A 24098-nucleotide genomic window follows, 5' to 3' on the forward strand; every position below is an offset into this window, starting at 1 on the left:
GTGGCGCCGCGGCGCCCGCGCCCGTGGCGGGCGGGACGCCGTGCCCCGCCTGCTCGCTGGCGAACGTCCCCGGCCGGCACTTCTGCCGGTTCTGCGCGACGCCGATGGTCCCCGAGCGGCTCTCCACGGCCGAGGGGCCGTACGCGGGGCGGCGTCCGGCGCTGACCCGGGACCGGAGCCGGTGGGCCGTCCGCGCGCTGATCGCCACGGGCGCGGTGGCGGTCCTGGTGGGCGGGATCGTCGGCGGGCCGCCCGCCGTCCGTGCCGTCCAGGACCACTTCGCCGACCGGGTCCCGGTGCATCCGGTCACCTGGGCGGCCTCGCATTCGGCGGCGACGCAGGACCCGAAGCTGGCGGGCGACGGATACTCGAACACCTGGTGGGGCACGGGGTACGCGGGCGACTCCGCGGGCCAGTACCTGGAGGCCGAGTTCGCCGAGCCGACCGATCTCCTGAGCGTCCTGATCACCCCGGGCAGCTCGAAGAACACCACCCAGGCCGACGGGCAGGCGACCCCCCGGACCTTCGAACTGGTGGTGCGGGACTCCTCGGGCGAGACCCGGGTCTCCCAGCACCATCTGAACGACGGCGGCACCCAGCGGGTCGACGTGCGGGTCCGGGACGCGCTCTCGGTGCGTCTGGTGTTGCAGACGGCGTGGCGGGCCGACCCGCGCAGGCAGGTGGCGATCGCCGAGCTGGAGTTCTTCGGCAGGTCCGTCTCCTGAACCCTCGTACGGAAAAGGGCCCCGGTGCGTCGGAAAGACGCGCCGGGGCCCTTCTCATGGCGGGTTCCGGGCAGAACGATGATCGGACGTGCCGGACGAAGGAGGGCCCGTGCGCAGCTACGTCGGTGTGCTCGTCGGAAAACTTCTGTTCTCCCTGCTCTGCTGTGTGACCGGTCCCGTCTTCCTCTTCGTGGCGTACGCGGCCTGGCGGGACGGCGCGGGCCCGCAGTGGGTCCTGTCCGCCTCCGGTTTCGGCGCCGTCGTCACGGCGGTGATCCCGGTCTCCGCGCTGAAGGCCGCCCGCGCGGACTTCCCCCGGATCACGGCCCGCGACCGGGCACGGGAAGGGGCCGAGCGGTACGGGGAGGAGTCGTTCGTGGTGTGGGCGCCGCGCTCGGCCCCGGGCCCGGCGGGCGTTCCGCCCGTGCGGGCGGACGTCCTGGAGGCCCGGTTCGTACGGTACGAGCCGGACGGGGAGGCCACGTTCACCACCTACGGAGGGAACTTCGATCCCGCCGAGGTGAAGCCGGTGGTGTGGCTGCGGCTCAGGGTCCACGGCACGGAGCCGTACGCAGGGGGCGCGGAGGGCGCCGATTTCGAGGTCGGCCAGTTCGAGGTCGGCCAGGAGGTGCGGGTGCCGCCGCTGTGTCTGTCGGCGGTCACGGCGGGCCGCCTCGCCGTCCTCGTCGGCCCCGCCGCCCGCGCGCCGGGGGCGGACGCGGGTCCGGTCACCGTGCTGTGGCCGCGCAGCCTTCTCCTCGCGGGCACGCGGACCTGCCGGGTGACCGGTCTCGACGGCCGGACGACGGAGGTGACCCGGAGGGTACGGCGCCAGCTGGCGCAGATACGGGTCTCGTGGTCGGTCGGCGGTGTCCTCATGGACGGCGACACGATCGACCTGCGGCGGCTGGACCCGGACACGGCCGCCCGCTACTCCGCCCTGGCGGACGGCCCCGAGGAGGAACGGGCGCCGGTGACCGAACCGGGCGAGGAGACCCGGCTCCTTACCGCTCTCCTGCCCGGTGAGCCCGGGGAGTTCGGGTCCGTGGGCCGCCGCTGGTCCCGGCGCGGCGGGCGTCTGGTGCGGGCCCGGTTCCTCTCGATGGCGGGGACGACGACATTCCAGGCGCACGGCCCGCATCTGGACGTGCGGCTCCGGATCCGTCCGGCGGACGGCTCCCCCGCGTTCGACGCGGTGCGGCGGATCACCGTGCCGATGAACTATCTGGCGCTCCTGCACCGCACCAGGGACGTGGTGCTCCAGGCGAGCCCGGACGGCTCCGCGTACATCGTCGACTGGCCCCGTACGAATCTGCTCGCGGGGGTGACGGAGGCCGGGATCGTCACACCTGACGGCCGGGAGATCCCCCTTTCCCCGCGCTCCCAGGCCCTCTGGCCGCTGATGAACCTCCTGTGCGCCGAGGGGATATCGGTCCGAGGAGCCGTCCTGGACCTGCGTCGGCCGCGCCTGCGGAGGGTGTCGGAGGCGGTGCTCGCGCTCGTGGCGGCGGAGGAGGAGACGGGGGCGGCCGGGGCGCGGCTGTCGTGAAGGGGGGCGGGGTCGAACCCGCCCTCCCCCGGGCAGGGCAGGGACGCGCCCGCCTTCCCCCGGATGTACCGGGGGCGCGCCCGTCCTCCCCGGATGGTTCAGGCTCCGCTCCCCCGTTCCGTCTCCGCCGCCTTCCGGTCCCTGCCGAGCAGGGTGAGGAGGGGGCCGACGGCGAGGAGGAGGGCGAGGGCGGCGAAGCCGTAGGTGAGGGTGGTGGCCGTGGCGACGGCGGCGACGAGGAGCGGGCCGCCCGCGTCGCCGAGTTCCCGGCCGAGTTCGGCGGAGCCCATGGTCTGCCCGAGCCGTTCCCGCGGGGTGCCGGCCGCGAGGGCGGCGAAGCCGAGCGGGGTGATGAGGCCGGTGCCCGCGCCGATGAGGGCCGCGCCGGTCAGGACGCCGGTCAGGCCGGGCAGCATGGCGCAGCCGAGCCCGGCGGCGGTGACGAGGAGTCCGGCCGCGAGACCGGTGCGGGTGGTGAGCCGTCCCTCGTCCAGGGCGCTGCCCGCGCGGGGCTGGACGACGGCCGCCGTGAGGGCGAGCAGGGAGACGGCGGCGCCCGTGGCCACGGTGCCGAGTCCGGCCGCCCGGCCGGAGACCGGCAGGAAGCCGACGCCGACGGAGAGGGCCGCCGTGGCGCCCGCGAGGGCGGCGGTGGGCGCGAGGAAGGTACGGGAGGTCAGCCGGCGGGCCAGGTCGAGGACGGTCTGGCGGGCCTTGGGCAGCGGCGGTACGACGGGCACGGCGAGCAGGGCCCACAGGGCGACGGCGGCGGCGAGGACCGCCATGACGGCGAAGAGGAGCCGCAGTCCTCCGGCCCAGACCAGGACGCCGCCGAGCAGCGGGCCGAGGGTGTAGCCGATGGACTTGTGGAAGCCGTAGCTGCCGAACGCGCGTCCGTGCTTGGCGGCCGGGTTGAGGCGGGCGACGAGGGCGGAGGCCGAGGGCGAGAAGGCGGAGGCGGCTGCGCCCTGGCCGAGTCGGGCGGCCCAGAGCCAGCCGGAGGTGTCGGCGACGGCGTACACGGCGGAGGCGGAGGCGAAGGCGACGAGGCCGCCGAGGAGCACCGGGCGGGCGCCGATCCGGTCGGCGAGGGTGCCGAATACGGGCTTGAGGAGGACTTCGGCGCCGTCGTACAGGGCGAGGAGGCCGCCGAGTATCAGCAGCGAGGTGACGGCGTCCTCCGAGAAGCCGCCGAGGCTGGCGGCGACGCCGTGGGCGCCGAAGGCGGTGGTGAAGCCCGCCGCGTAGAGGGGCCACATGGCGGTGCGCGGGGCGGCGGGCGGGGCGGGGGTGCTCACGCGTCGCCTCCTTCGGCCCGGTACGGGACGGGGGTGCTCACGCGTCGCCTCCTTCGGCCCGGTACGGGACGGGGGTACTCACGCGTCGTCCCCTTCGACCCGGTACGGGGCCGGGGGTGTTCACGCCTTGTCCCCTTCGGCTCGGAGCGCGGCAGGGGTACTCACGCGTCGCCCCCCTCGGGTCGGTACGGGCCGGGGGTGCTCACAGGTCGTCCCCTTCGCCACGGTGCAGGGCGGCGAAGACGCGTTCCGCGTAGTCCTCGCAGTCGCGGGCGCAGCGGGTGAGCCGGTCGGCCGCCTCGGCCGCTTCCGGGGCGCCGAAGACATCGCGTGCGGTGAGGTCGCGGTGCCAGCGGCGCAGCCGTTCGAGGCTCTGTTCCTCCTCCTCCAGTTCGGCGAGGGTGAACTTGGCGTTGCGGATCTCCTTGGCGATCTCCGCCTCGAACTTGTCGCAGTCGGCGAGGAACTCCGTCCAGTCCTCGGTCCGGGCGGCGGTGAACATGGCCTCGAAGCGGGCGGCGTCCTGCGGGGAGCGTCCGAGCGCCGTGAGGGTGACGGCCTGTCCCTCGGCGCGTTCGGCGAGTTCCACGGCGCGCCGGGTGCCCTCGGCGAAGACGGGGACGTCCGGGACCGCCCAGATGCCCTGGCCGAGCGAGAGCGCGCCGATCTTGCGCAGCTCCCGCCAGACCGCGACCCGGTGCCGGGTGGGTTCGGCGGGGATCCTGATCACGAGGACGAGCCAGCGCACGCCCGTGTTGTCGTCTGTCACGACAGGAAATGTATCAGCCGTTACATCATCCCTGGTGACGTGCGTATCATCGCGTCTCCCGCCCTCGGCCGCCTGCCACTGGCCGATCGCCACTGCCCGATCGCCACTGCCCGCGCGCTACTGGCCGACCCTGCCGTCGACGCACTCCCGGAGCAGATCGGCGTGGCCGCAGTGCCGGGCGTACTCGTCGATCCGGTGCACCATCAACTCCCGTACCGCGATTCCCTCCCGTCCCACGCGGTCGCCGAGGTCCGGATGTCCCGCCAGGAGCACGTCGACCTCCTTCTGCTCCCGCTCCAGGTCGGCGAAGGCGGTGTCGACCGCGGTCCGTTCCGCGACGGCTCCGTGAAAGTCGGCGTCCTTGGGGCCGTACAGCCTCGGCAGCGGCTCGCCGTCGGTGATCCAGTTGCGCCAGTCCCGCTCGACCTCGGCGAGGTGGCGCACCAGGCCGAGCAGGGACATCGGCGAGGGGGGCACCGACCGCCGGGCCAGCTGACCGGGGTTCAGGCCCTCGCACTTCATCCGCAGGGTCAGCCGGTAGTCCGCGAGGAAGCCCAGGAGCGTGGCATGCTCGCCCTCCGGTCCGGGGCCCTGGTTGTCACGGGGATCGTCGTCGGGGTCGACCCACATGTCGGGGTGGGTGCTCGCCCGGGTCCACCGCTCGTTCTGTTCGCTCATGCAGCGCATGCTCGAACACTTCAGCGGAGGGTGCCACCGAATTTCGCGCGGGCTCGCGCACGGCGTCGGGCCCCGCCACCGGCGCCCGCCCGCAGTTCCGCTCCGCGCGGGGGACGGCTCGGCGACACGGGTGTCCGACGGCCGGTGCCGCCCGGGTCCGGCGGTAGAACTGCGAGGGCAACGCCGAGCCGGAAGGGGAGCCCCCATGCCCTCCGTACGTCCCCGAAGGACGGTGAGCGTGGCGGTGGCCGCCGTGCTCGCCGGACTGCTCGCCGGCCCTCCGCCGGGCGCCGCCGCCCGGGAGCCCGCGCGCACCGCCGTCCCGCCGCCGCCGGGCGCGGCCGGCCCCGGGACCGGCGCACGGGTGGTGACCGGGTCCGTCGTGCACCCCGTCGACGAGGGCGGCGAGGCCCGGATCGACGTCACGGTGACCACCGACGGCTCCGGGCCGACCGACGCGCCGATCACGGTGGCGTACTCGGCGGGCGGCGGGACCGCCGAGCCGGGCGCGGACTATCCGCCGGTCTCGGGACGCCTGGTCTTCCCCGCCGGTACGCCCTCCGGCACGACACGTCCGATCACGGTACGGGCGCCGGCCGACGCCGTCGCGGAGACCGCCGAGACGATCCCGCTGCGTCTGGAGGTCGCCGGTGCGCGGGCGCCCGCCGAGGACCCGCTGGTGGTCGTGAACGCGCACGGACTGCCGTATCTCGACCCGCGGCTTCCGGTCCGCGCACGGGTCGCCGATCTGCTCTCCCGCATGACCCTCGCGGAGAAGGCGGGGCAGATGACCCAGGCCGAGCGCACCGCGCTTCGCTCCCCCGCCGACATCGCCGGGTACGGGCTCGGATCGCTGCTCTCGGGCGGCGGCTCGGCGCCCACCCCGAACACGCCGGAGTCCTGGGCGTCGATGGTCGACTCCTTCCAGGCGCGCACCCGGGCGACCCGCCTCCAGATCCCCCTGGTCTACGGGGTGGACGCGGTCCACGGGCACAACAACGTCGTCGGGGCGACGCTCATGCCGCACGGCATCGGCATCGGCGCCGGGCGTGATCCCGGGCTCGCCGCGCGGACCGCCGCCGTCACCGCGAAGGAGGTGCGGGCCACCGGCGTGCCCTGGGACTTCGCGCCCTGTCTCTGTGTGACCAGGGACGAACGCTGGGGCCGCTCCTACGAGTCCTTCGGCGAGGACCCGGCGCTCGTCGTCGCCATGGAGACGGTGATCGAGGGACTCCAGGGTGCGAGGGACGGCTCGGACCTCGGCCGGGGCGACAAGGTGCTCGCCACCGCCAAGCACTTCGTCGGCGACGGCGGCACGGCCTTCGGCTCCTCCACGACCGACGGCTACACGATCGACCAGGGGGTCACCCGGGTCACCCGCGCGGAGCTGGAGGCGGTGCACCTGGCGCCGTACGCCGAGGCGGTCCGGCGGGGCGTCGGGGCGGTCATGCCCTCGTACTCCTCGCTCGACGTCCCGGGCGACGGCCGGGGGCCGGTGAAGATGCACGCGAACGCGGAGATGATCAGCGGGGTCCTCAAGGGGCGGATGGGCTTCGAGGGCTTCGTCGTCAGCGACTGGGCCGCCATCGACCAGCTCCCCGGCGACTACGCCGACGAGGTGCGGACCTCGGTCGGCGCGGGAGTGGACATGGTCATGGTGCCGATGGACTACCCGCGGTTCCTGCGCACCCTGACCTCCGAGGTGACGGCGGGCCGGGTGCCGACGGCCCGGATCGACGACGCCGTCTCCCGCATCCTCACGCAGAAGTTCCGCCTCGGGCTCTTCGAGCGGCCGTACGCGGACCGCACCCACCTGCCGTCGGTGGGCTCCGCCGGGCACCGGGCGGTGGCCCGCGAGGCGGCGGCGAAGTCCCAGGTCCTCCTGAAGAACGAGGGCGTCCTGCCGCTGGACCCCGCACAGCGGGTGTACGTGGCCGGGTCGGGCGCCGACGACCTGGGAGTCCAGGCGGGCGGCTGGAGCATCACCTGGCAGGGCTCGCCCGGGCGTACGACGAAGGGCACGACGATCCTCGAAGGGATGCGCCGGGCGGCCCCGGACGCGGACCTCACCTGGTCGCGGGACGCCTCCGCGCCCACCGGCGGCCACGACGTGGGTGTGGTCGTCGTCGCCGAGACCCCGTACGCCGAGGGTTTCGGGGACGTCGGCAACGGCCATGGGCTCACCCTGTCCGCCGACGACGGGAGGGCCGTGGACCGGGTGTGCGCGGCGATGCCCTGCGCGGTGCTCGTCGTCTCCGGCCGTCCGTTGCTCGTCGAGGACCGGCTCCCGGAGATCGACGCGCTGGTGGCGTCCTGGCTGCCGGGCACCGAGGGCGACGGCGTCGCCGACGTCCTCTACGGCAGAAGGCCGTTCACCGGACGCCTTCCGGTGACCTGGCCGAGGTCCGAGGCCCAGCTGCCGATCCACGTCGGGGACGAGCGGTACGACCCCCGGTTCCCGTACGGCTGGGGGCTCGCCACCCGCACCCCGGTGCCGACCGGCGGGGAGCCCGCGCTCCGGGCCCTCGGGACGGCCGCGCGGGCGCTCGGGGCCGCGGGGCGGGGCGGCTCGCCCGAGGCCCACCGGCTCGTCGGGGCGGCGCGGCTGCTCGTCCAGCAAAGGATCGGGCAGGACGTCACGGAGGTGGTCGCCCGGCCGTTCGCCGAGGCCGAGCACCTGCTGCTGACGGGCGATCCGGTGGGCGCGATCGACCGCCTGACGGAGGCGTACCGCGCGGCGGAGTGAAGCCGTGGCGGCGCCCCGCCACCCGGCGCTCTTCACGGGTGTCGGGGCGGCGTACCGGCGCCGTATCGCACGCCCGGCTCCGGGCCCCGTCCGCGGACCGCACGCCGACGCCCCCGCCGAATCCGTGGTTCGGCGGGGGCGTCGGGCGGTGCGGACCGGCGGATCAGCCGGCGGCCAGCAGCTGGAGCGTGTCGATCACGCGGTTCGAGAAGCCCCACTCGTTGTCGTACCAGGCGACGACCTTGATGTGGCGGCCCTCGACCCGGGTCAGCTCCGAGTCGAAGATCGCGGAAGCCGGGTTGCCCGTGATGTCGGCGGAGACCAGGGCGTCCTCCGAGTACTCCAGGACACCGGCGAGCGGGCCCTCGGCGGCCGTGCGGTACGCCGCGAGGACGTCCTCACGGGTCACGTCGCGGGCGACCGTGGTGTTCAGCTCGACGATCGAACCGACCGGCACCGGGACACGGATCGAGTCGCCGGACAGCTTGCCGTCCAGGTTCGGCAGCACGTGGCCGATGGCCTTGGCGGCACCCGTGGTGGTCGGCACGATGTTGACACCGGCGGCGCGGGCGCGGCGCGGGTCACGGTGCGGACCGTCCTGCAGGTTCTGCTCCTGCGTGTAGGCGTGGACCGTCGTCATGAAGCCGTGCTCGATGCCGGCGAGGTCGTCGAGGACCGCGGCCAGAGGCGCGAGCGCGTTCGTGGTGCAGGAGGCGTTGGAGACGATCGTGTGCAGCTCGGCGTCGTACGCCTCGTTGTTCACGCCGTACGCCAGCGTCACGTCGGCGCCGTCGGAAGGCGCGCTGACGAGCACGCGCTTGGCACCGGCGTCGAGGTGGGCGCGGGCCGCCTTGGCGGAGGTGAAGCGGCCGGTCGCCTCAAGGACGATCTCGACGCCCAGCTCGGCCCAGGGAAGCTGCGCGGGCTCGCGCTCGGCGAGCACCTTGATGCGGCGCCCGTCGACGACGAGGGTGTCCCCGTCGACGGCGACCGGGCGGCCGAGGCGACCGGCGGTCGAGTCGAAGGCGAGCAGCCGCGCGAGGGCGGTCGGCTCGGTGAGGTCGTTCACGGCCACGACCTCAAGGTCGCTTTCGCGCTCCAGCAGCGCGCGCAGCACGTTGCGTCCGATGCGGCCGAATCCATTGATGGCGATGCGAGTCATGAGCATTGTCCCTTCTGCGTCGTCACCAAGGTTCCCGCGCCGGGACCTTCGTCGACAGAGGCGGGATCGCCACGGTCCGCAAGGATCACGCCATGGTGACCCGGGCGGGCGCGAAGGCCGTCATTCGCCCTTGGTGAAGGTGCGCCGGTAGTCGCTGGGCGTGGTGCCGAGGATGCGCTGGAAGTGCAGCCGCAGGTTCGCCCCGGTGCCGAGACCGACGTCGGCGGCGATCTGTTCGACGCTTCGTTCGGAGCGCTCCAGGAGTTCGCGGGCGAGGTCGACGCGGGCGCGCATCACCCACTGCATCGGGGTGTAGCCGGTGTCCTCGACGAAGCGCCGGGAGAAGGTGCGCGCGGAGACCGCCGCGTGCTGGGCCAGCAGGTCGAGGGTGAGGGGTTCGGCGAGCCGGTGCAGGGCCCACTCGCGGGTGGCGGCGAACCGTTCGCCGAGCGGTTCGGGCAGGCTGCGCGGTACGTACTGGGCCTGGCCGCCGCTGCGGTAGGGGGCGGCGACGAGGCGGCGGGCGGCGTGGTTGGCGGCGGCGACCCCTCGGTCGGCGCGGAGGATGTGCAGACACAGGTCGATGCCGGAGGCCGCGCCCGCGGAGGTGAGGACGCTGCCCTCGTCGACGAAGAGGACGTTCTCGTCGACCCGGACGAGCGGGCGTTTCGCGGCGAGGGCCTGGGTGTAGTGCCAGTGGGTGGTGGCCCGTTTGCCGTCGAGGAGTCCGGTGGCGGCGAGCGCGAAGGCTCCGGTGGAGATCGCGGCGAGGCGCGCGCCGCGCGCGTGGGCGGCGACCAGGGCGTCGATGACCTGCCGCGGCGGATCCTCCCGGTCGGGGAAGCGGTAGCCGGGGACGAAGACGATGTCGGCCCAGGCGAGCGCGTCGAGCCCGTGGGCGACGGCGTAGGAGAGGCCGTCGCCGCCCGCGACGAGGCCCGGTTCCGCGCCGCAGACCCGTACCTCGTACGGCATGCTCGCGCGGGTGGTGAAGACCTGTGCGGGGATGCCGACGTCGAGTGGTTTCGCCCCGTCGAGGACGAGGACGGCGACACGGTGGAGGCGTGGGGAGGGCGGCACGGAACGAGCGTACGCGGGAGGGCGGGCGCGCGGGCGCGCGCGACGGGCCGCCCGGCGGGAGGGGGCGTGGGAGGGGGCGTGGGAGGAGGCGGTGTCCGGCGGGCGGGGGCGCGGGAGGCGGGCTGTCCGGCGCGCACGCCGGTACGCCGTACGATTCACCCGTTGCCAACAACCCCGTCCGAAGGAGATTTCCATGGCCCAGGTCACGCTGAAGGGCAACCCGGTACAGGTCGACGGCGCGCTGCCGACGCCGGGGAGCCAGGCGCCTGACTTCACGCTCGTCGCCGAGGGCCTGGCGGACAAGTCCCTGAAGGACTTCGCCGGTCAGCGCAAGGTCCTCAACATCTTCCCGAGCGTCGACACCCCCACCTGCGCGGCCTCCGTCCGTGCCTTCAACGAGCGGGCCGCCGGTCTCGACAACACGGTGGTGCTCTGCGTCTCCGCCGACCTTCCCTTCGCCCAGGCCCGTTTCTGCGGTGCCGAGGGCCTGGAGAACGTCAAGAACCTGTCGACCCTGCGTGGTCGCGCGTTCCACACCGACTACGGCGTGTCGATCGCGGACGGCCCGCTGGCCGGTCTGGCCGCCCGTGCCGTGGTCGTCCTCGACGAGAACGACACCGTGCTGCACGCGCAGCTCGTGGGCGAGATCGCCGACGAGCCGAACTACGAGGACGCGCTCGCGGTCCTGAAGTAGTCGCCCCGGTACCACTGGTACTGCTGGTACCGCTGGTTCCGCTGTACAGGGCAGGCCCCTCCACCCACCGGTGGAGGGGCCTTTCCCGTGGATTCAGGAGCAGTCCGGGCAGCGGCCCCGGTACGTCATGTCCACCTTCGCCACGGTGAAGCCGTACCGCTCGGCGGGCGGGAGGTCACCCAGCGGGTCGCCCGCCGGGTGGACGTCGCGGATGACGCCGCAGCCCGAGCAGACCAGGTGCTGGTGCGGGCGGCGGGCGTTGGGGTCGTACCGCTTCGCGCGTCCGTCCGTGGACAGCTCCGCCACCTCGCCGAGCGCGACCAGTTCGCCCAGGGTGTTGTAGACCGTGGCCCGCGCGATCTCCGGCAGCAGTGCGACCGCCCTTGCATGCACCTCGTCCGCCGTGAGGTGGACGTGCTCGCCGTCGAGGACCTCCGCGACCACGCGCCGCTGGGAGGTCATCCGCCAGCCCCTCGCGCGCAGTCGCGCCGTCAGATCGCTCATCCCGCCCGCCCCCTCGAACAGTTGACTTCCTTCTTGACTTGGACTTCGTCCATCGTAGGATCGGTTTCGATGATGGCCAAGGGACGGGAAGCGGGTGTCCGGCCGCTCGGCCGCCGCGTCCCCCGACCTCTGCGCACCGCCAGGTCCGGAAGGAACTCCATGTCTGAGAACCGTGACGCGATCGCCGTCGACGCGAAGGAGGAGGGCACGGGCCGCTGTCCGGTCGCCCACGGACGCGCCCCGCACCCCACCCAGAACGGCGCCAACAACCAGTGGTGGCCGAACCGGCTCAATCTGCGGATCCTCGCGAAGAACCCCGCCGTGGCCAACCCGATGGGCGAGGACTTCGACTACGCCGAGGCGTTCGGGACCCTCGACCTGCCGGCCGTGAAGCGGGACGTCGCCGGGGTCCTCACCACCTCGCAGGAGTGGTGGCCCGCCGACTTCGGGCACTACGGCCCGCTCATGGTCCGGATGGCGTGGCACAGCGCGGGCACGTACCGGATCAGCGACGGGCGCGGTGGCGCCGGTGCCGGGCAGCAGCGCTTCGCGCCGCTGAACAGCTGGCCGGACAACGGCAACCTGGACAAGGCCCGCCGGCTCCTGTGGCCGGTGAAGAAGAAGTACGGCCGCAGCCTCTCCTGGGCCGACCTGCTGATCCTCGCGGGCAATGTCGCCCTGGAGTCGATGGGCCTGGAGACCTTCGGCTTCGCCGGTGGCCGCGTGGACGTGTGGGAGCCCGACGAGGACGTCTACTGGGGCCCGGAGACCACCTGGCTCGGCGACCAGCGCTACACGGGCGACCGCGAGCTCGAAAGCCCGCTCGGCGCGGTGCAGATGGGGCTGATCTACGTCAACCCCGAGGGCCCCAACGGCACCCCGGACCCGCTCGCCGCCGCACGGGACATCCGCGAGACCTTCCGCCGGATGGCGATGGACGACGTGGAGACCGTCGCCCTGATCGCGGGCGGCCACACCTTCGGCAAGACGCACGGCGCCGGTCCCGCCGATCGGGTGGGCGCCGACCCCGAGGCCGCCTCGCTTGAGGAGCAGGGCCTCGGCTGGAGCAGCACCCACGGCACCGGCAAGGGCGGTGACACGATCACCAGCGGTCTGGAGGGCATCTGGACCGACACGCCGACCACCTGGGACAACAGCTTCTTCGATATCCTCTTCGGCTACGAGTGGGAGCAGTTCCGGAGCCCGGCGGGCGCCGTCCAGTGGCGGCCCGAGGACGGCGCGGGCGCCGGTACGGTACCGGACGCCCACGACCCGTCGAAGACCCACGCGCCCACCATGCTGACCACGGACCTGTCGCTGCGGCTCGACCCGGCGTACGAGCGGATCTCGCGGCGCTTCCACCAGAACCCGGAGGAGTTCGCGGACGCCTTCGCCCGCGCCTGGTTCAAGCTGACCCACCGCGACATGGGCCCGGTCTCCCGGTACCTCGGCCCCGAGGTCCCCACCGAGGTGCAGCTCTGGCAGGACCCGCTGCCCCCGGCCGCGTACGAGCAGGTGGACGCGGAGGACGTCGCCGGTCTGAAGAGCGCCGTCCTCGCCACCGGTCTGACGGTGTCCCAGCTGGTCTCGGCCGCCTGGGCGTCCGCCTCCTCCTTCCGGGGCAGCGACAAGCGCGGCGGGGCGAACGGCGCCCGGGTCCGTCTCCAGCCGCAGATCGGCTGGGAGGCCAACGACCCGGACCGGCTGGTGCCGGTGCTGCGCGTCCTGGAGGGCATCCGCGACACGTTCAACGAGGCCCAGAGCGGCGGCAAGCGGATCTCGCTGGCCGATCTGATCGTCCTGGCGGGCGCGGCGGGCGTGGAGCGGGCCGCGCGGGACGCGGGCTTCCCGGTGGAGGTCCCCTTCCGTCCGGGCCGGGTGGACGCCGCCCAGGAGCAGACGGACGTGGAGTCCTTCTCGGCGCTCGAACCGGAGGCGGACGGATTCCGCAACTACCTGGGCAAGGGCAGCCGGCTGCCCGCCGAGTACCTGCTGATCGACCGCGCGAACCTGCTGACCCTGAGCGCGCCCGAGCTGACGGTCCTCGTCGGCGGACTGCGCGTCCTGGGCGCGAACCACCAGGGGTCCTCGCACGGTGTCCTCACCGGGACCCCGGAGGTCCTGACGAACGACTTCTTCGTCAACCTGCTCGACATGGGCACGGAGTGGAAGGCCACGTCCGAGGACGCGACGACCTTCGAGGGCCGGTCCGCCGACACGGGCGAGGTCCGCTGGACGGGCACCCGCGCGGACCTCGTCTTCGGCTCGAACTCGGAGCTGCGCGCGCTGGCCGAGGTCTACGCGAGCGACGACGCCCGGGAGAAGTTCGTGACGGACTTCGTCGCCGCGTGGAGCCGGGTCATGGAGCTGGACCGCTTCGACACGGTCTGATCCGCCCCGCTCCCCCGGCATACGAGACGGCCGGCCGATCCGTTCGGTCGGCCGTCTCGCGTACCGGGGCCGGGCCCGGCCGCCGCCCTCGTCCCTGTCCGGCCGCCATCCTCGTCCCGGCCTGGCCCGGCCGCCACCCTCCGGAATTCCTTGCTCCGCTTCTTTCGTCGCATGTCAGGAACCGATCCGCCGCGTCGGCACTCATGATCCATGGACATCGAGCAGCTGAAGAACCGAAAGAAGTCGAGGAGTCCCGTGACCCTGTCGTCGCATCGACGCATGGCCGTGAGCGCCACCCTGATCGCCGCGCTCGCCGTGGGCGTCGCCCCCGCCACGAGCGCGCTCGCCGCCCCCGCCGTCGCGCCCGGCACCGCCACCGGGACGCCCTCGGTGCCCTCGCCCGACCTGGACGGGGTGACCGCCGCCCTGAACGCGGCCATGGCCAACGGCGCGCCCGGCGCGATGGCCCGCTTCACCGGGCCCGAGGGCGTCCGCAGCCGGACCGTCGGCGTCCAGGACCGGGTCTCGGGCGCGCCCATGGACATCCGGTCCCGCTTCCGGATCGGCAGCGTCAGCAAGACGTTCTCCACCGTCGTCCTGCTCCAGTTGGTGCAGGAGGGCAGGCTGGAGCTGGACGCGCCGGTGAACACGTATCTGCCCGGTCTGCTGCCCGACGACCGCATCACGGTGCGGCATCTGCTGACCCACCGCAGCGGGCTCGCCGACTACACCAACGCGATGTTCGCCAGCACCGTGCCGGGCTTCGAGTCCGTGCGGAACCGGGTGTTCACCTATCAGGAGCTGGTCGACCTCTCCCTGAGCGAGCCCCGGACGACCCAGCCCGGCGTCTCCTACCAGTACTCCAACGCCAACTTCGTCGTGGTCGGCATGCTCATCGAGAAGCTGACGGGCGAGCCGGTGGCCGACTCCTACGAGCGGCGGATCTTCAAGCCGCTGAGGCTGCGCGACACCTCGTACGTGCACCCGGACACCCGGATCGAAGGTCCGCACGCGCACGGCTATCTGCACCCCGACGAGCCCGGGGGCGCCCTCGTGGACTCCACGGAGCAGACCGTCTCCTGGGCACAGTCCGCCGGTGCCGTCATCTCCAGCCCGGCGGACCTGAACACCTTCACCAGCGCCCTGATGCGGGGCCGGCTGCTGTCCCCGGCGATGATGGAGGCGATGACCACGGTCACTCCGACCGACGGGACCGGGACCCGGTTCTACGGGCTCGGGCTGCGCCGCTACGACCTGTCGTGCGGGACGCGGGTGTACGGCCACACCGGTACCGTGCAGGGCTTCTACACGTACACCTTCGCCACCCGCGACGGCAGCCGGAGTCTCTCGGCGATGGCGAACACCTCGAACCACGGGTCGGCCAACACGGCGCTCGGCGGGACGCTGGAGGCCGCGTTCTGCGGGAAGAAGCCGGTGGCGGCCGCCTCGCGGTCGGCCGCGCCGACGGGCGACCCCGCGCCGCTGCCCGCCGAGCGGGACCTGCCCGAGCGGTTCTGAGACCCGAGCGGTTCCGACGCCCGAGCGGGCCCCTGACCGGGCGGTCCCGAGGCGGGGGCCGCCCGGCCGTCAGGCCTGGTATTCGGTGAGGTCGATCGCGTAGATCTGGCGCGGGCTGCCCGACCCCGGCTGGTCCGTCTCCCGCTCCAGGGTCATCCCGAGCTTCTCGATCACATTGAGGGAGGCCTGGTTGGAGGGGTGGACGATCGCGATGACCCGGTCGAGCCCGCGGTCCTGGAGGGCGAACTCCAGGACCGCGTGGGCCGCCTCGGAGGCGTATCCCTGGCCCCAGTAGGGGCGGCCGAGGCGCCAGCCGATCTCGACGTCCGGCATGGCCTCGGGCAGGTGCTCGGGGAGCGAGAGCCCCGCGAAGCCGATGAGTTCTCCCGAGCCGAGCAGTTCGACGGCGAAAAGGCCGAAGCCCTCCTCGTCCCACTCCTCCTCCCAGTGCTCGATGTTCTCGGCGGTCTGCTCCAGGTCCCGGACGGAGCCGTCGGCGATCCAGCGCATGACCTCGGGGTCGACGTGGAACTCGGACATGGGGACGAGGTCGTCGTCGCTCCAGCGCCGGAGGAGGAGACGGGGGGTGAGGATCTCGGTCATCCCCCCATCCTGACGCATCCGGCACCGTCCCCGGCGCGCGGGTGCGGCGCGGGGCGGGTGCGGACGCCGAGGTGGGGCGGTCAGGCGGGCTCGGCGGGCGCGGTCAGGTCGCCGGGGTCGGTGTTGGCCCCGCAGAGGACCACGCAGACCCGCTCGCCCGGTGCGGGGCGGTATCCGGCGGCCGGGTCGTCGTGGTCCAGGGCGGCCAGGGCGGTGGAGGCGGCGTGCTCGACGACGAGGCGGTGGTCCTCCCACAGGGCGCGGCGGGCGCGGACGATCCCCTCGTCCGTGACGAGTACGGTGCGGACGCCGTCGTGGCCCGCGGTCTCGACGGCTCCGGCGGAGGCGCGGCGGGCGCCGAGCGAGTCGGACGCGACGGAGGCGACGGGGACGTCGACGGGGTGCCCGGCCCGGAGGGCCGCGTCGAGGGCGCGGGAGCCCTCGGGCTCGACGGCGACGGTCCGGATGCCGTGGTGCCGGGCCGCCGTGGCGACGCCCTGGAAGAGTCCGCCGCCGCCGACCGAGACGACGACGGTGTCGAGGTCCGGTACGCGCGCGTGGATCTCGTCGAGCAGGGTGCCCGCGCCCGCGGCGATCAGGGGGTGGTCGTAGGCGTGGGAGGCGAGGGCTCCGGTGTCGGCGGCGAACTTCTCGCAGGCGGCGAGGGCGTCGGCGTACTCGGTGCCGACGAGCCGGACGTCGGCGCCGAGGGTGAGGAGCTTGTCCGCCTTGACCTTCGGGGCGGTGGCCGGAAGGAACACGGTCGCGGGGACGCCGTGCTGCCGGGCGGCCCATGCGCACGCCAGGCCCGCGTTGCCCCCGGAGGCGATGGTGACGCCGGTGGCGGGGAGGGTGCCCGCCTCGCGGTGGGCGAGGAGGAAGTTCTGCGCGCCCCGCACCTTGAACGATCCGGTGTGCTGGAGGTGTTCCAGGGCGAAGTACAGGGTGTACGGGCGCTCTCCGGCGTCGACGGGGGCGACGGTGACGGGGCGGACGTGTCCGTGGATGCGCTTGGCCGCGGTGGTGACGTCGTCGTAGTCGATGCGGGACAGCACGGGGGCGACTCCTGGAAATCGGGGAAGGCGTGGTCGGGTCCGGGTGGTGCGGGGCGCCTGGTGCGTGTTCCCGGCGTCCCCAGGAACAACTCCCGTGTATCGGCCGTTCTTCCTGGTGTCGCGCCGTTGATCCACCGTCATGCGTCACTGTACGAGGTGGCACTGACAATGCTCCGGGGCTTTCGAGGCTTCGGAGACGACCCGAAAGGACTCCCATGCCCCTCGAAGGCGAATACGAGCCCAGCCCGACGAAGTGGGTCCGCGATCAGGTCGAGCTGTACGAGTCGTCCGGCGGCACCGAGGGCACGACGATGCGGGGACTGCCGGTCGTCCTGGTCACCACCGTCGGCGCGCGCAGCGGGAAGCTCCGCAAGACGCCGCTGATGCGGGTCGAGCACGAGGGGGCGTACGCGCTCGTCGCCTCGAACGGAGGCGCGGTCGAGCACCCCGTCTGGTACCACAACGTCGTCGCCTCGCCCCTCGTCGAGGTGCGGGACGGCACGCGGGTGTGGGACATGCGGACCCGCCTGGTGACGGGCACGGAGCGGGAGGAGTGGTGGGACCGCGCGGTCGCCGCCTTCCCCGACTACGCCGACTACCGGCTCAAGACGGAGCGGGAGATCCCGGTCTTCGTGGCGGAGCCGGCCGACGGCGCGAGCTGAGCCCGGCCGGTCCGCCGAGCGGGGTGCGCGGCGGGGAATCCGGGGCCCTGGCCGGGCGGTGACGTACTTGCCTGTGCGCCCCCGCCCGGGGCGTACGTGCGTGTGCGCCCCGCCCGGCCTGGGCCGGTCCGTCCGGCCCGGACCGGGGTGCGCGCGCGTGCCCGCCTCGTTCAGTTCGGTGCGAGGACCGTCAGGAGGTGGGCGACCTCGCGGGCCACGGCGGCGCGGGCCGGGGTGAGGTAGCGGCGGGGGTCGACGGCGTCCGGGTGCTCCGCCAGATGGTCGCGGACGGCCCGGGTGAAGGCCTTGTTGAGGTGGGTGGAGACGTTCACCTTGGTCATGCCCGCGGCGACGGCGGCGGTGAGGTCCGCGTCCGGGACGCCCGAGGAGCCGTGCAGGACGAGCGGGGTGTCGACCGCCGCCCGCAGCCGGGTGATCAGGCCGAAGTCGAGGACCGCGTCCCTGGTCAGCATCTGGTGGGAGCTGCCGACGGCGACCGCGAGGGCGTCGACCCCGGTGGCCGCGACGTAGGCACGGGCCTCGTCGGGGTCCGTGCGGACGCCTGGGGTGTGGGCGCCGCCCTTGCCGCCGATCTCGCCGAGTTCGGCCTCGACCCAGACGCCGTGCCGGTGGCAGTCCTCCACGACCTCGCGGGTCGCGGCGACGTTCTCCTCGTACGGAAGCTTCGAGGCGTCGAACATGACCGAGCCCAGCCCGAGCCCGACGGCCTCGCGGACGAGGTCGGGGTTCTCCGCGTGGTCGAGGTGGACGGCGACGGGTGTCTTGGCGGCGCGGGCGAGGGCGAGGGAGGCGAGGGCGACCGGTTCCAGGGCTCCGTGGTAGCGCACGGTGTTCTCGCTGATCTGGAGGACGACGGGCCGGTCGGCGGCCTCCGCGCCGGTCACGATGGCCTGGGCGTGTTCGAGCTGAAGGACGTTGAAGGCCCCCACGCCGGTGCCCGCCGCACGGGCACGGCGGACGATCTCGTCGGTCGGCGTCAACGGCATGGTGTTCTCTCCGGGGTGAAGCGGGGGCGGGCGGCGGTCACGCGGAGGCGTCGGTGAGGACGACCGAGCGGGTCAGGTTCCGGGGCGTGTCGGGGTCGAGCCCCTGGGCCTCGGCGACGGCCACCGCGAGCCGCTGGGCCCTGACGAGGTCGGCGAGCGGGTCGAGGTCGCTCTCGGAGAGGGTGCCGCCGACCTTGCGGACGTCGTCGGCGAGCCCGGCGGGCAGGGCGCCGAAGCCCCAGGTGACACGGCCGGGGCCGGTGATGCTGATGGGGCCGTGGCGGTACTCCATCGCGGGGTACGCCTCCGTCCACGCGCCGGCCGCCTCGCGCATCTTCAGACCGGCCTCCAGGGCGAGGCCGTAGGTCCAGCCGGTGCCGAGGAAGGTGAACTGCTCGGCCGTGCGGATGCTCTCGTCGAGCGGGGAGAGCAGGGCCTGCTCGGCGTCCCGTGCGGCGTCCTCGACGGTTCCCACGCCCTCGGGCAGGGCGTCCTCCGCCTCCAGGTGGGCGCGGAAGAGGGCGAGCGCGGTGGTCGCGAAGCGGGTCTGGACGACGGACTCCTCGTCGGCGAAGTCCAGGACGGCGACCTCGTCGGCGAGATCCATGACGGGGGTGGTGGGGTCGGCGGTGACCGCGCCCGTGGGGACCCGTCCGCGCAGCCGGGAAAGGACGGTCAGGACCTCGCTGGTGGTGCCGGAGCGGGTGAGGGCGACGACCCGGTCGTAGGAACGCTCGTAGGGGAATTCCGAGGCGGCGAAGGCGTCGGTCTCGCCGTGACCGCCGGACTCGCGCAGCCGGGCGTAGGCCAGGGCCATGAACCAGGAGGTGCCGCAGCCGATCACCGCGACCCGCTCGCCGCGCCGGGGCAGGGCGGCGGTGTGCTGCGGGAGGGTGCGGACGGCCTGTCGCCAGGTCGTCGGCTGGGAAGTGATCTCCACGGCGGTACGCGTGGTGCTCATGAACGGTCTCCTTGCACGAAGGGGGCGCCAAGATGACGGAAGATGCTCGAAGCAGTCACTATTCAAGCAGAAACGAGCATTCACTTTCCAGATCCCATGCAAGCCGATGGATAGAATCGGACGCGCGCACGAACCCGAGGGAGGGCCCCATGTCCAAGCACGAGCGGTGGAACACGCTCCTCGAACTGCTCGCCTCCTCGGGGAAACTGGAGGTGGAGGAGGCGGCGGCGGCCCTGGACGTCTCCGCCGCGACGATCCGCAGGGACCTCGACGAGCTGGCCGAGCAGCAGTTGCTCGTACGGACCCGGGGTGGTGCGGTCGCGCACGGCGTGTCGTACGAGCTGCCGCTGCGCTACAAGTCGACGCGGCACGCCCCGGAGAAGCGCCGGATCGCGGAGGCGGCGGCCGGTCTGATCGCGCCGGGCGAGGTCGTGGGGCTCAACGGGGGTACGACGACGACCGAGGTGGCGCGGGCGCTCGCGCTGCGGTTCGCGAGCGGCCGCGCGGAGGCGCCGGGGGCGGCGGTGCCCACGGGGCCCGCGCTGACGGTGGTGACCAACGCGCTGAACATCGCGGGTGAACTGGCGGTCCGCCCCCAGATCAAGATCGTCACCACCGGCGGGGTCGCCAGGCCCCAGACGTACGAGCTGGTGGGGCCGCTGACGGTCGGGGTGCTCAACGAGGTCGTGCTCGACGTGGTGGTCCTGGGGGTCGACGGGGTGGACCCGCAGTTGGGCGTGATGGCCCACCAGGAGGACGAGGCGAGCATCAGCCGGCTCTTCGCCGAGCGCGCGAGCCGGGTCGTGGTGGTGACGGACTCCTCCAAGCTGGGGCGCCGGGCGTTCGCCCGTGTCTGCGCCCTGGACCGCGTCGACCTCCTCGTCACGGACACCGGCATCGCCCCGGAGGCCGCCGCACGCCTGGCCGAGGCCGGTGTGGAGGTCCGTACCGTCTGAGCACCCCGGACGGGGCCCACCGGCGGGGGGAATCCCGGGACCCCGGGGCAGGCGTCCGTACGCCCGGGAAGTCAGCGTCCGGCGTGCGCCGCGCGGTGGATCGTGGCGTCGATCAGGGCCACCGCGTCGGCCGCCGTGCGGCCGGGGGCCCGGTTCCAGGGGCCGATCAGATCGTGCCAGCCGCGCGAGCGGAGTTCGGTCATGATCCAGGCGGCGGCCTCGTTCATCGTCTCGGCGCCGCCGTACCCCAGCCGGTGGGCGGCGAGGAGGGCGCCGCACACACAGCGGGCCCCCCGGAGGTCGCGCAGCTTGTAGGGGGTGTTCTGCCAGCCCCACTCGGTCAGGACGAGCCGGGCGTAGCCGAGGTGGACCGAGGGGCGCAGCTCCTGGCGGCCGATCCGGCGCCAGACGTGCAGCCGGTCGGGCAGTACGGCTCCGATCCTGCCCGGCAGGCGGCGCTCGACGGGCGGGGGCGGGGGCAGGGCGTCGAGCGCGTCGGCGACGAGCCGGTCCACCGGGACGGTGAGCAGCCGTCTCCAGCCTTCCGGGTCGGGAGCGGGGATCCGGTCGGGGGCGAGCGCGGGCGCGGTGGCCCACTCCGTGACGATGCGCTGCCAGACGGCGCTCTCGTAGAGGGCGGCCGCCTCGCGGTCGAGCGCGTCGGGGCCGGGAGGTGGGGCGGTGGCGAGCGGAGGGGGGCTGAGCGGGGATCCGGGGTCGAGCGGGGGTGCGGTGAGTGACATCCGGGCGGCTCCTCGGTCGGGGTGACCTCATCTTCAGGGAAGTATGTCCGCTTTGCGACTTTTCTTACTGAATGCCCGCCGCCGCGCCCGCCCTTTTCACCCCACTCCACCACTAGCGGATTTAAGTCCTATATTCGGACATTTAGCGTGAGGTGATGCGTCTCACTCCCCCCGAAGGCACATCGCCTCCCCCGTACTCCCGGGGCCGTACCAGGCAAGGATTTTCCGTCCGCCCGCCTTCCGGTCGATCTTGGGAAATCCGAATTCGGTGATCCTTTCGCGGAAGATCCGGCATTGATCCTCTTGTTCTCTCTCGCATTCCTCGCCTACGGTCACCTGCATTCGAGTGGATCGCCGAATCCTGCCACCGCTCGGAATACCTCCCTTTCACCCGACGGCAGGAGCGGGGGACCCACGAATACGCCGGACCGGATCTCCGGTGCGGCTCGGGGTGCAGCCGTGTGCGCGCGGCCGGACACCTCCCGTCCGAACCCGACAGCTCACCTCGCAGGCGCCGGAGAGGAATCCGTCATGCCCGCATTCGGCAAGATCCACCGCACCCGCCGCCCCGCCTCCCGTGGCTGGGCCCTGGTCGGCACGGGTGGAGCAGCCCTCGTCCTGCCGCTGATCGTGCCCGCCGCGGCCGGCGCCGCGGCCGTCGCCGGAGCGCCGGAGGCCGTCGTCCGCGCCGTCGCCTCCCCCTCGGCCACCGGGTCGGCCGCCGCCCCGGCGAAGACCCCCGCCGCCGCCACGTACACGGTCGTGCACGGCGACTCGCTTTCCCTGATCGCCCAGAAGAAGGGAATTCAGGGTGGCTGGAAGAGCCTTTACCAGGCCAACAAGAGCACCGTGGGTGACAATCCGTCAGTCATTCTTCCGGGCCTTGAACTGACCCTTCATCGGATTTCCGAGAAGGCTGTCCAGAGCGTGACCTTCGCCCCCGCAGCGGCCACCGGCGCCGCCGCCTCCCGTGCCGTCACCGCCGTTCTGCCCACCCTCGTCCCCGCAGTCGTCGAAGCCGCTCCGGCCGCCGCCGTCGGGTACGCCGACAACCTCGACGGCTGGATCCGGGAGGCGCTGGACATCATGGCCCAGCGCGGGATCCCCGGCTCCTACGACGCCATCCACCGCAATGTGATGCGCGAGTCCTCCGGCAACCCGCAGGCGATCAACCTCTGGGACTCCAACGCGGCGGCGGGCATTCCCTCCAAGGGCCTGCTCCAGGTGATCGAGCCGACGTTCCGCGCCTACCACGTGCCGGGCACCGCCCTCGATCTGTTCGACCCGGTCGCCAACATCACCGCCGCCTGCAACTACGCGGCCGCCCGCTACGGCTCCATCGACAACGTCAACGGGGCCTACTGACCCCCGAGGTGCCCGGTGAACCAGGAGGCGGCCAGTTCCGCCGCCTCCTCCAGGGCACCCGGCTCCTCGAACAGATGGGTGGCGCCCTCCACCACGACGAGGGCGCTCTCACAGCGCAGCAGCGACAGCGCCCGCCGGTTGAGGTCGAGGACCGGCGCGTCCCGGCCCCCCACCACCAGGAGGGTCGGGGCGCGGACCCGTCCCAGGCGCTCGGCCGCGAGGTCCGGACGGCCGCCGCGCGAGACGACGGCGGCCACCCGGGAGCCGGGGTCGCCCGCCGCCCACAGCGCGGCGGCCGCTCCCGTACTGGCTCCGAAGTACCCCAGCGGCAGCCCGTCCGCCTCCGGCCGTCCGGCCAGCCATTCCGTGGCCCCGGCCAGGCGCGCGGAGAGCAGCGGGGTGTCGAAGACCCGCGCCCGGTCGGCCGCCTCGCCCTCGGTGAGCAGGTCGAACAGGAGGGTGCCCAGGCCCGCCCGGTTCAGCGCCGCCGCGACGGCCCGGTTGCGGGGGCTGTGCCGGCTGCTGCCGCTGCCGTGGGCGAACAGGACGATGCCGGTGGCGCCCTCGGGCACGGCGAGCCGTCCGGCGAGGGTGCCGTCCGGGACCGCGACCCGGACGTCTTCGTCCCTGACCACCGGTACGCGCGCGGAACGGTTCCGTTCCAGGCAGTCGATCACCTCGGTGTCCGGCGTCTGGGCGAAGTCCCGGTAGAACTGCCCGATCGCGAAGAACAGATCGGGGGTGCGGACGCTCACCGTCTCGTCGGCCTCGCCGCCGAGACGGGCGGTCCAGCCGCGCGGCGCGACGGGGACGGCGAGGACGATCCGGGCGGCGCCCCTGGCCCGTACCACCCGGCAGGCGGCGAGGGCGGTGGCTCCGGTGGCGAGTCCGTCGTCGACGATCAGGGCCGTCCGGCCGTCGAGCGGCAGCGGCAGCCCGCTCCCCCGGTAGCGGCGCACCCTGCGCTCCAGCTCCTGTTGTTCGCGCCGCTCCACGGCCGCGAGGTCGTGCTCCGGCACTCCGGCGTCCCGCAGCACCCGCTCGTTGAGCACCCGTACGCCGCCCTCGCCAAGCGCGCCCATCGCCAGCTCCGGCTGCCGGGGCACGCCCAGTTTGCGTACGAGACAGATGTCGAGCGGCGCGTCGAGGGCGTCGGCGACCTCCGCCGCGACCGGCACGCCCCCACGGGGGAGGCCGAGCACCACGACGTCCTGGCCCTTGAGATGGCCGAGGCGGTCGGCGAGCTGCCGTCCCGCGTCCGTGCGGTTGCCGAAGAACATCGTCCGCCGCCCTTCCGCTCGCGCGGCCGGGCGCGGGGAGCGGGGACGCCCGTCCTCTGCCCGTGTCTCCTTCCTCCAGGGTATGCCGCGTGCACCGGGGGCAGGACGCGATGGACGCGACGCTCCGACCTCCGGTGGGCCCGGTGCTCCGGTGGGCCTGGTGCTCCGGTCTCCGACAGGCCGGGGCCCCGGTGTGTGCGGGGCTCCGGTGGGCGCGGCGCTCGGGTCTCCGGAGGGCCTGGCACGGGGCAGGCGCGGTGCCCTGGCGGCCCCTGCGGACCCTGCGCACCCGGCAGGCCCGGCGGCGACCCGGTCGGCGGGGTCGACCCGGCAGCCCGGCGGACCTGGCGAC

The 24098-nt window shown here is 73.6% G+C and carries 21 protein-coding genes and 1 riboswitch; of the genes, 9 read left to right on the top strand and 12 right to left on the bottom strand.

Features of this window, described 5'->3' with window-relative positions:
• Positions 1-725: NADase-type glycan-binding domain-containing protein (locus BU197_RS07570; RefSeq protein WP_411158456.1), on the top strand; the 725-nt coding region annotated here is incomplete at its 5' end.
• 109 nt (positions 726-834) lie between these two features.
• On the top strand, positions 835-2274 hold the full coding sequence (locus BU197_RS07575; RefSeq protein ID WP_188267446.1) for a hypothetical protein: 1440 nt from the start codon (positions 835-837) through the stop codon (positions 2272-2274).
• A 98-nt stretch (positions 2275-2372) separates the two neighbouring features.
• On the opposite strand, the gene BU197_RS07580 is transcribed toward BU197_RS07575, so the two are convergent.
• The 3 genes from BU197_RS07580 to BU197_RS07590 all read right to left on the bottom strand — a co-directional run bounded on the left by BU197_RS07580 (position 2373) and on the right by BU197_RS07590 (position 5028).
• Positions 2373-3533 carry an MFS transporter gene (locus tag BU197_RS07580; protein ID WP_188267473.1) on the bottom strand — a complete coding sequence of 387 codons (1161 nt, stop codon included), beginning with the start codon at positions 3531-3533 and terminating at the stop codon, positions 2373-2375.
• A 241-nt stretch (positions 3534-3774) separates the two neighbouring features.
• A complete protein-coding gene (locus BU197_RS07585; protein ID WP_188267447.1) occupies positions 3775-4341 on the bottom strand; it encodes a Chromate resistance protein ChrB in 567 nt (188 codons plus the stop codon).
• Positions 4342-4458: 117 nt separating this feature from the next.
• A complete protein-coding gene (locus BU197_RS07590; RefSeq protein ID WP_188267448.1) occupies positions 4459-5028 on the bottom strand; it encodes a DinB family protein in 570 nt (189 codons plus the stop codon).
• A gap of 196 nt (positions 5029-5224) precedes the next feature.
• Here BU197_RS07590 and BU197_RS07595 point away from each other — a divergent pair, with 196 nt between their 5' ends.
• The gene (locus tag BU197_RS07595; protein ID WP_223182495.1) at positions 5225-7765 is read left to right on the top strand and encodes a glycoside hydrolase family 3 N-terminal domain-containing protein; all 2541 of its coding nucleotides are present in this window, start codon (positions 5225-5227) and stop codon (positions 7763-7765) included.
• 163 nt (positions 7766-7928) lie between these two features.
• On the opposite strand, the gene gap is transcribed toward BU197_RS07595, so the two are convergent.
• Positions 7929-8927 (bottom strand): type I glyceraldehyde-3-phosphate dehydrogenase, encoded by a 999-nt coding sequence (gene gap, locus BU197_RS07600; RefSeq protein ID WP_188267450.1) that lies wholly within the window; start codon positions 8925-8927, stop codon positions 7929-7931.
• Between the two features lie 120 nt (positions 8928-9047).
• Complete coding sequence (locus BU197_RS07605) at positions 9048-10007, bottom strand: GlxA family transcriptional regulator (protein ID WP_188267451.1); 960 nt, start codon at positions 10005-10007, stop codon at positions 9048-9050.
• A gap of 193 nt (positions 10008-10200) precedes the next feature.
• On the opposite strand from BU197_RS07605, the gene tpx reads away from it, so the two are divergent.
• Positions 10201-10701 (top strand): thiol peroxidase, encoded by a 501-nt coding sequence (gene tpx, locus BU197_RS07610; RefSeq protein WP_188267452.1) that lies wholly within the window; start codon positions 10201-10203, stop codon positions 10699-10701.
• A gap of 93 nt (positions 10702-10794) precedes the next feature.
• On the opposite strand, the gene BU197_RS07615 is transcribed toward tpx, so the two are convergent.
• On the bottom strand, positions 10795-11205 hold the full coding sequence (locus BU197_RS07615) for a Fur family transcriptional regulator (protein WP_188267453.1): 411 nt from the start codon (positions 11203-11205) through the stop codon (positions 10795-10797).
• A 159-nt stretch (positions 11206-11364) separates the two neighbouring features.
• Between BU197_RS07615 and katG the strand changes: the two genes are divergently transcribed.
• Together katG and BU197_RS07625 are read left to right on the top strand one after the other, a co-directional pair.
• Complete coding sequence (gene katG, locus BU197_RS07620; protein WP_188267454.1) at positions 11365-13596, top strand: catalase/peroxidase HPI; 2232 nt, start codon at positions 11365-11367, stop codon at positions 13594-13596.
• 279 nt (positions 13597-13875) lie between these two features.
• A complete protein-coding gene (locus tag BU197_RS07625; RefSeq protein WP_188267455.1) occupies positions 13876-15114 on the top strand; it encodes a serine hydrolase domain-containing protein in 1239 nt (412 codons plus the stop codon).
• Between the two features lie 69 nt (positions 15115-15183).
• Here BU197_RS07625 and BU197_RS07630 read toward each other — a convergent pair whose 3' ends face one another.
• The gene (locus BU197_RS07630) at positions 15184-15717 is read right to left on the bottom strand and encodes a GNAT family N-acetyltransferase (RefSeq protein ID WP_188267456.1); all 534 of its coding nucleotides are present in this window, start codon (positions 15715-15717) and stop codon (positions 15184-15186) included.
• 80 nt (positions 15718-15797) lie between these two features.
• Positions 15798-16769, bottom strand: coding sequence for a threonine/serine dehydratase (locus tag BU197_RS07635; RefSeq protein ID WP_223182497.1), 972 nt, complete (start codon positions 16767-16769; stop codon positions 15798-15800).
• 218 nt (positions 16770-16987) lie between these two features.
• Between BU197_RS07635 and BU197_RS07640 the strand changes: the two genes are divergently transcribed.
• Complete coding sequence (locus BU197_RS07640; protein ID WP_188267458.1) at positions 16988-17434, top strand: nitroreductase family deazaflavin-dependent oxidoreductase; 447 nt, start codon at positions 16988-16990, stop codon at positions 17432-17434.
• 170 nt (positions 17435-17604) lie between these two features.
• Here BU197_RS07640 and BU197_RS07645 read toward each other — a convergent pair whose 3' ends face one another.
• Together BU197_RS07645 and BU197_RS07650 are read right to left on the bottom strand one after the other, a co-directional pair.
• Entirely contained in the window at positions 17605-18441 is an 837-nt protein-coding gene (locus tag BU197_RS07645) for a ketose-bisphosphate aldolase (RefSeq protein ID WP_188267459.1), read from the bottom strand.
• Positions 18442-18478: 37 nt separating this feature from the next.
• On the bottom strand, positions 18479-19402 hold the full coding sequence (locus tag BU197_RS07650) for an SIS domain-containing protein (protein ID WP_188267460.1): 924 nt from the start codon (positions 19400-19402) through the stop codon (positions 18479-18481).
• Positions 19403-19551: 149 nt separating this feature from the next.
• Here BU197_RS07650 and BU197_RS07655 point away from each other — a divergent pair, with 149 nt between their 5' ends.
• Entirely contained in the window at positions 19552-20358 is an 807-nt protein-coding gene (locus BU197_RS07655) for a DeoR/GlpR family DNA-binding transcription regulator (RefSeq protein WP_188267461.1), read from the top strand.
• Between the two features lie 71 nt (positions 20359-20429).
• Here BU197_RS07655 and BU197_RS07660 read toward each other — a convergent pair whose 3' ends face one another.
• Positions 20430-21101 (bottom strand): hypothetical protein, encoded by a 672-nt coding sequence (locus BU197_RS07660; protein WP_188267462.1) that lies wholly within the window; start codon positions 21099-21101, stop codon positions 20430-20432.
• Positions 21102-21443: 342 nt separating this feature from the next.
• A riboswitch (cyclic di-AMP (ydaO/yuaA leader) is annotated at positions 21444-21628 on the top strand.
• Positions 21629-21632: 4 nt separating this feature from the next.
• Between BU197_RS07660 and BU197_RS07665 the strand changes: the two genes are divergently transcribed.
• Positions 21633-22466: a LysM peptidoglycan-binding domain-containing protein gene (locus BU197_RS07665; RefSeq protein WP_188267463.1), complete on the top strand. Its 834-nt coding sequence runs from the start codon at positions 21633-21635 to the stop codon at positions 22464-22466.
• Here the strand turns inward: BU197_RS07665 and BU197_RS07670 are convergent.
• On the bottom strand, positions 22460-23746 hold the full coding sequence (locus BU197_RS07670; protein WP_188267464.1) for a phosphoribosyltransferase family protein: 1287 nt from the start codon (positions 23744-23746) through the stop codon (positions 22460-22462). The genes BU197_RS07665 and BU197_RS07670 overlap by 7 nt on opposite strands.
• Positions 23747-24098: the final 352 nt, after the last annotated feature.

This window comes from Streptomyces sp. CBMA291 (assembly GCF_014596525.1).
Classification (GTDB): Bacteria; Actinomycetota; Actinomycetes; order Streptomycetales; family Streptomycetaceae; genus Streptomyces.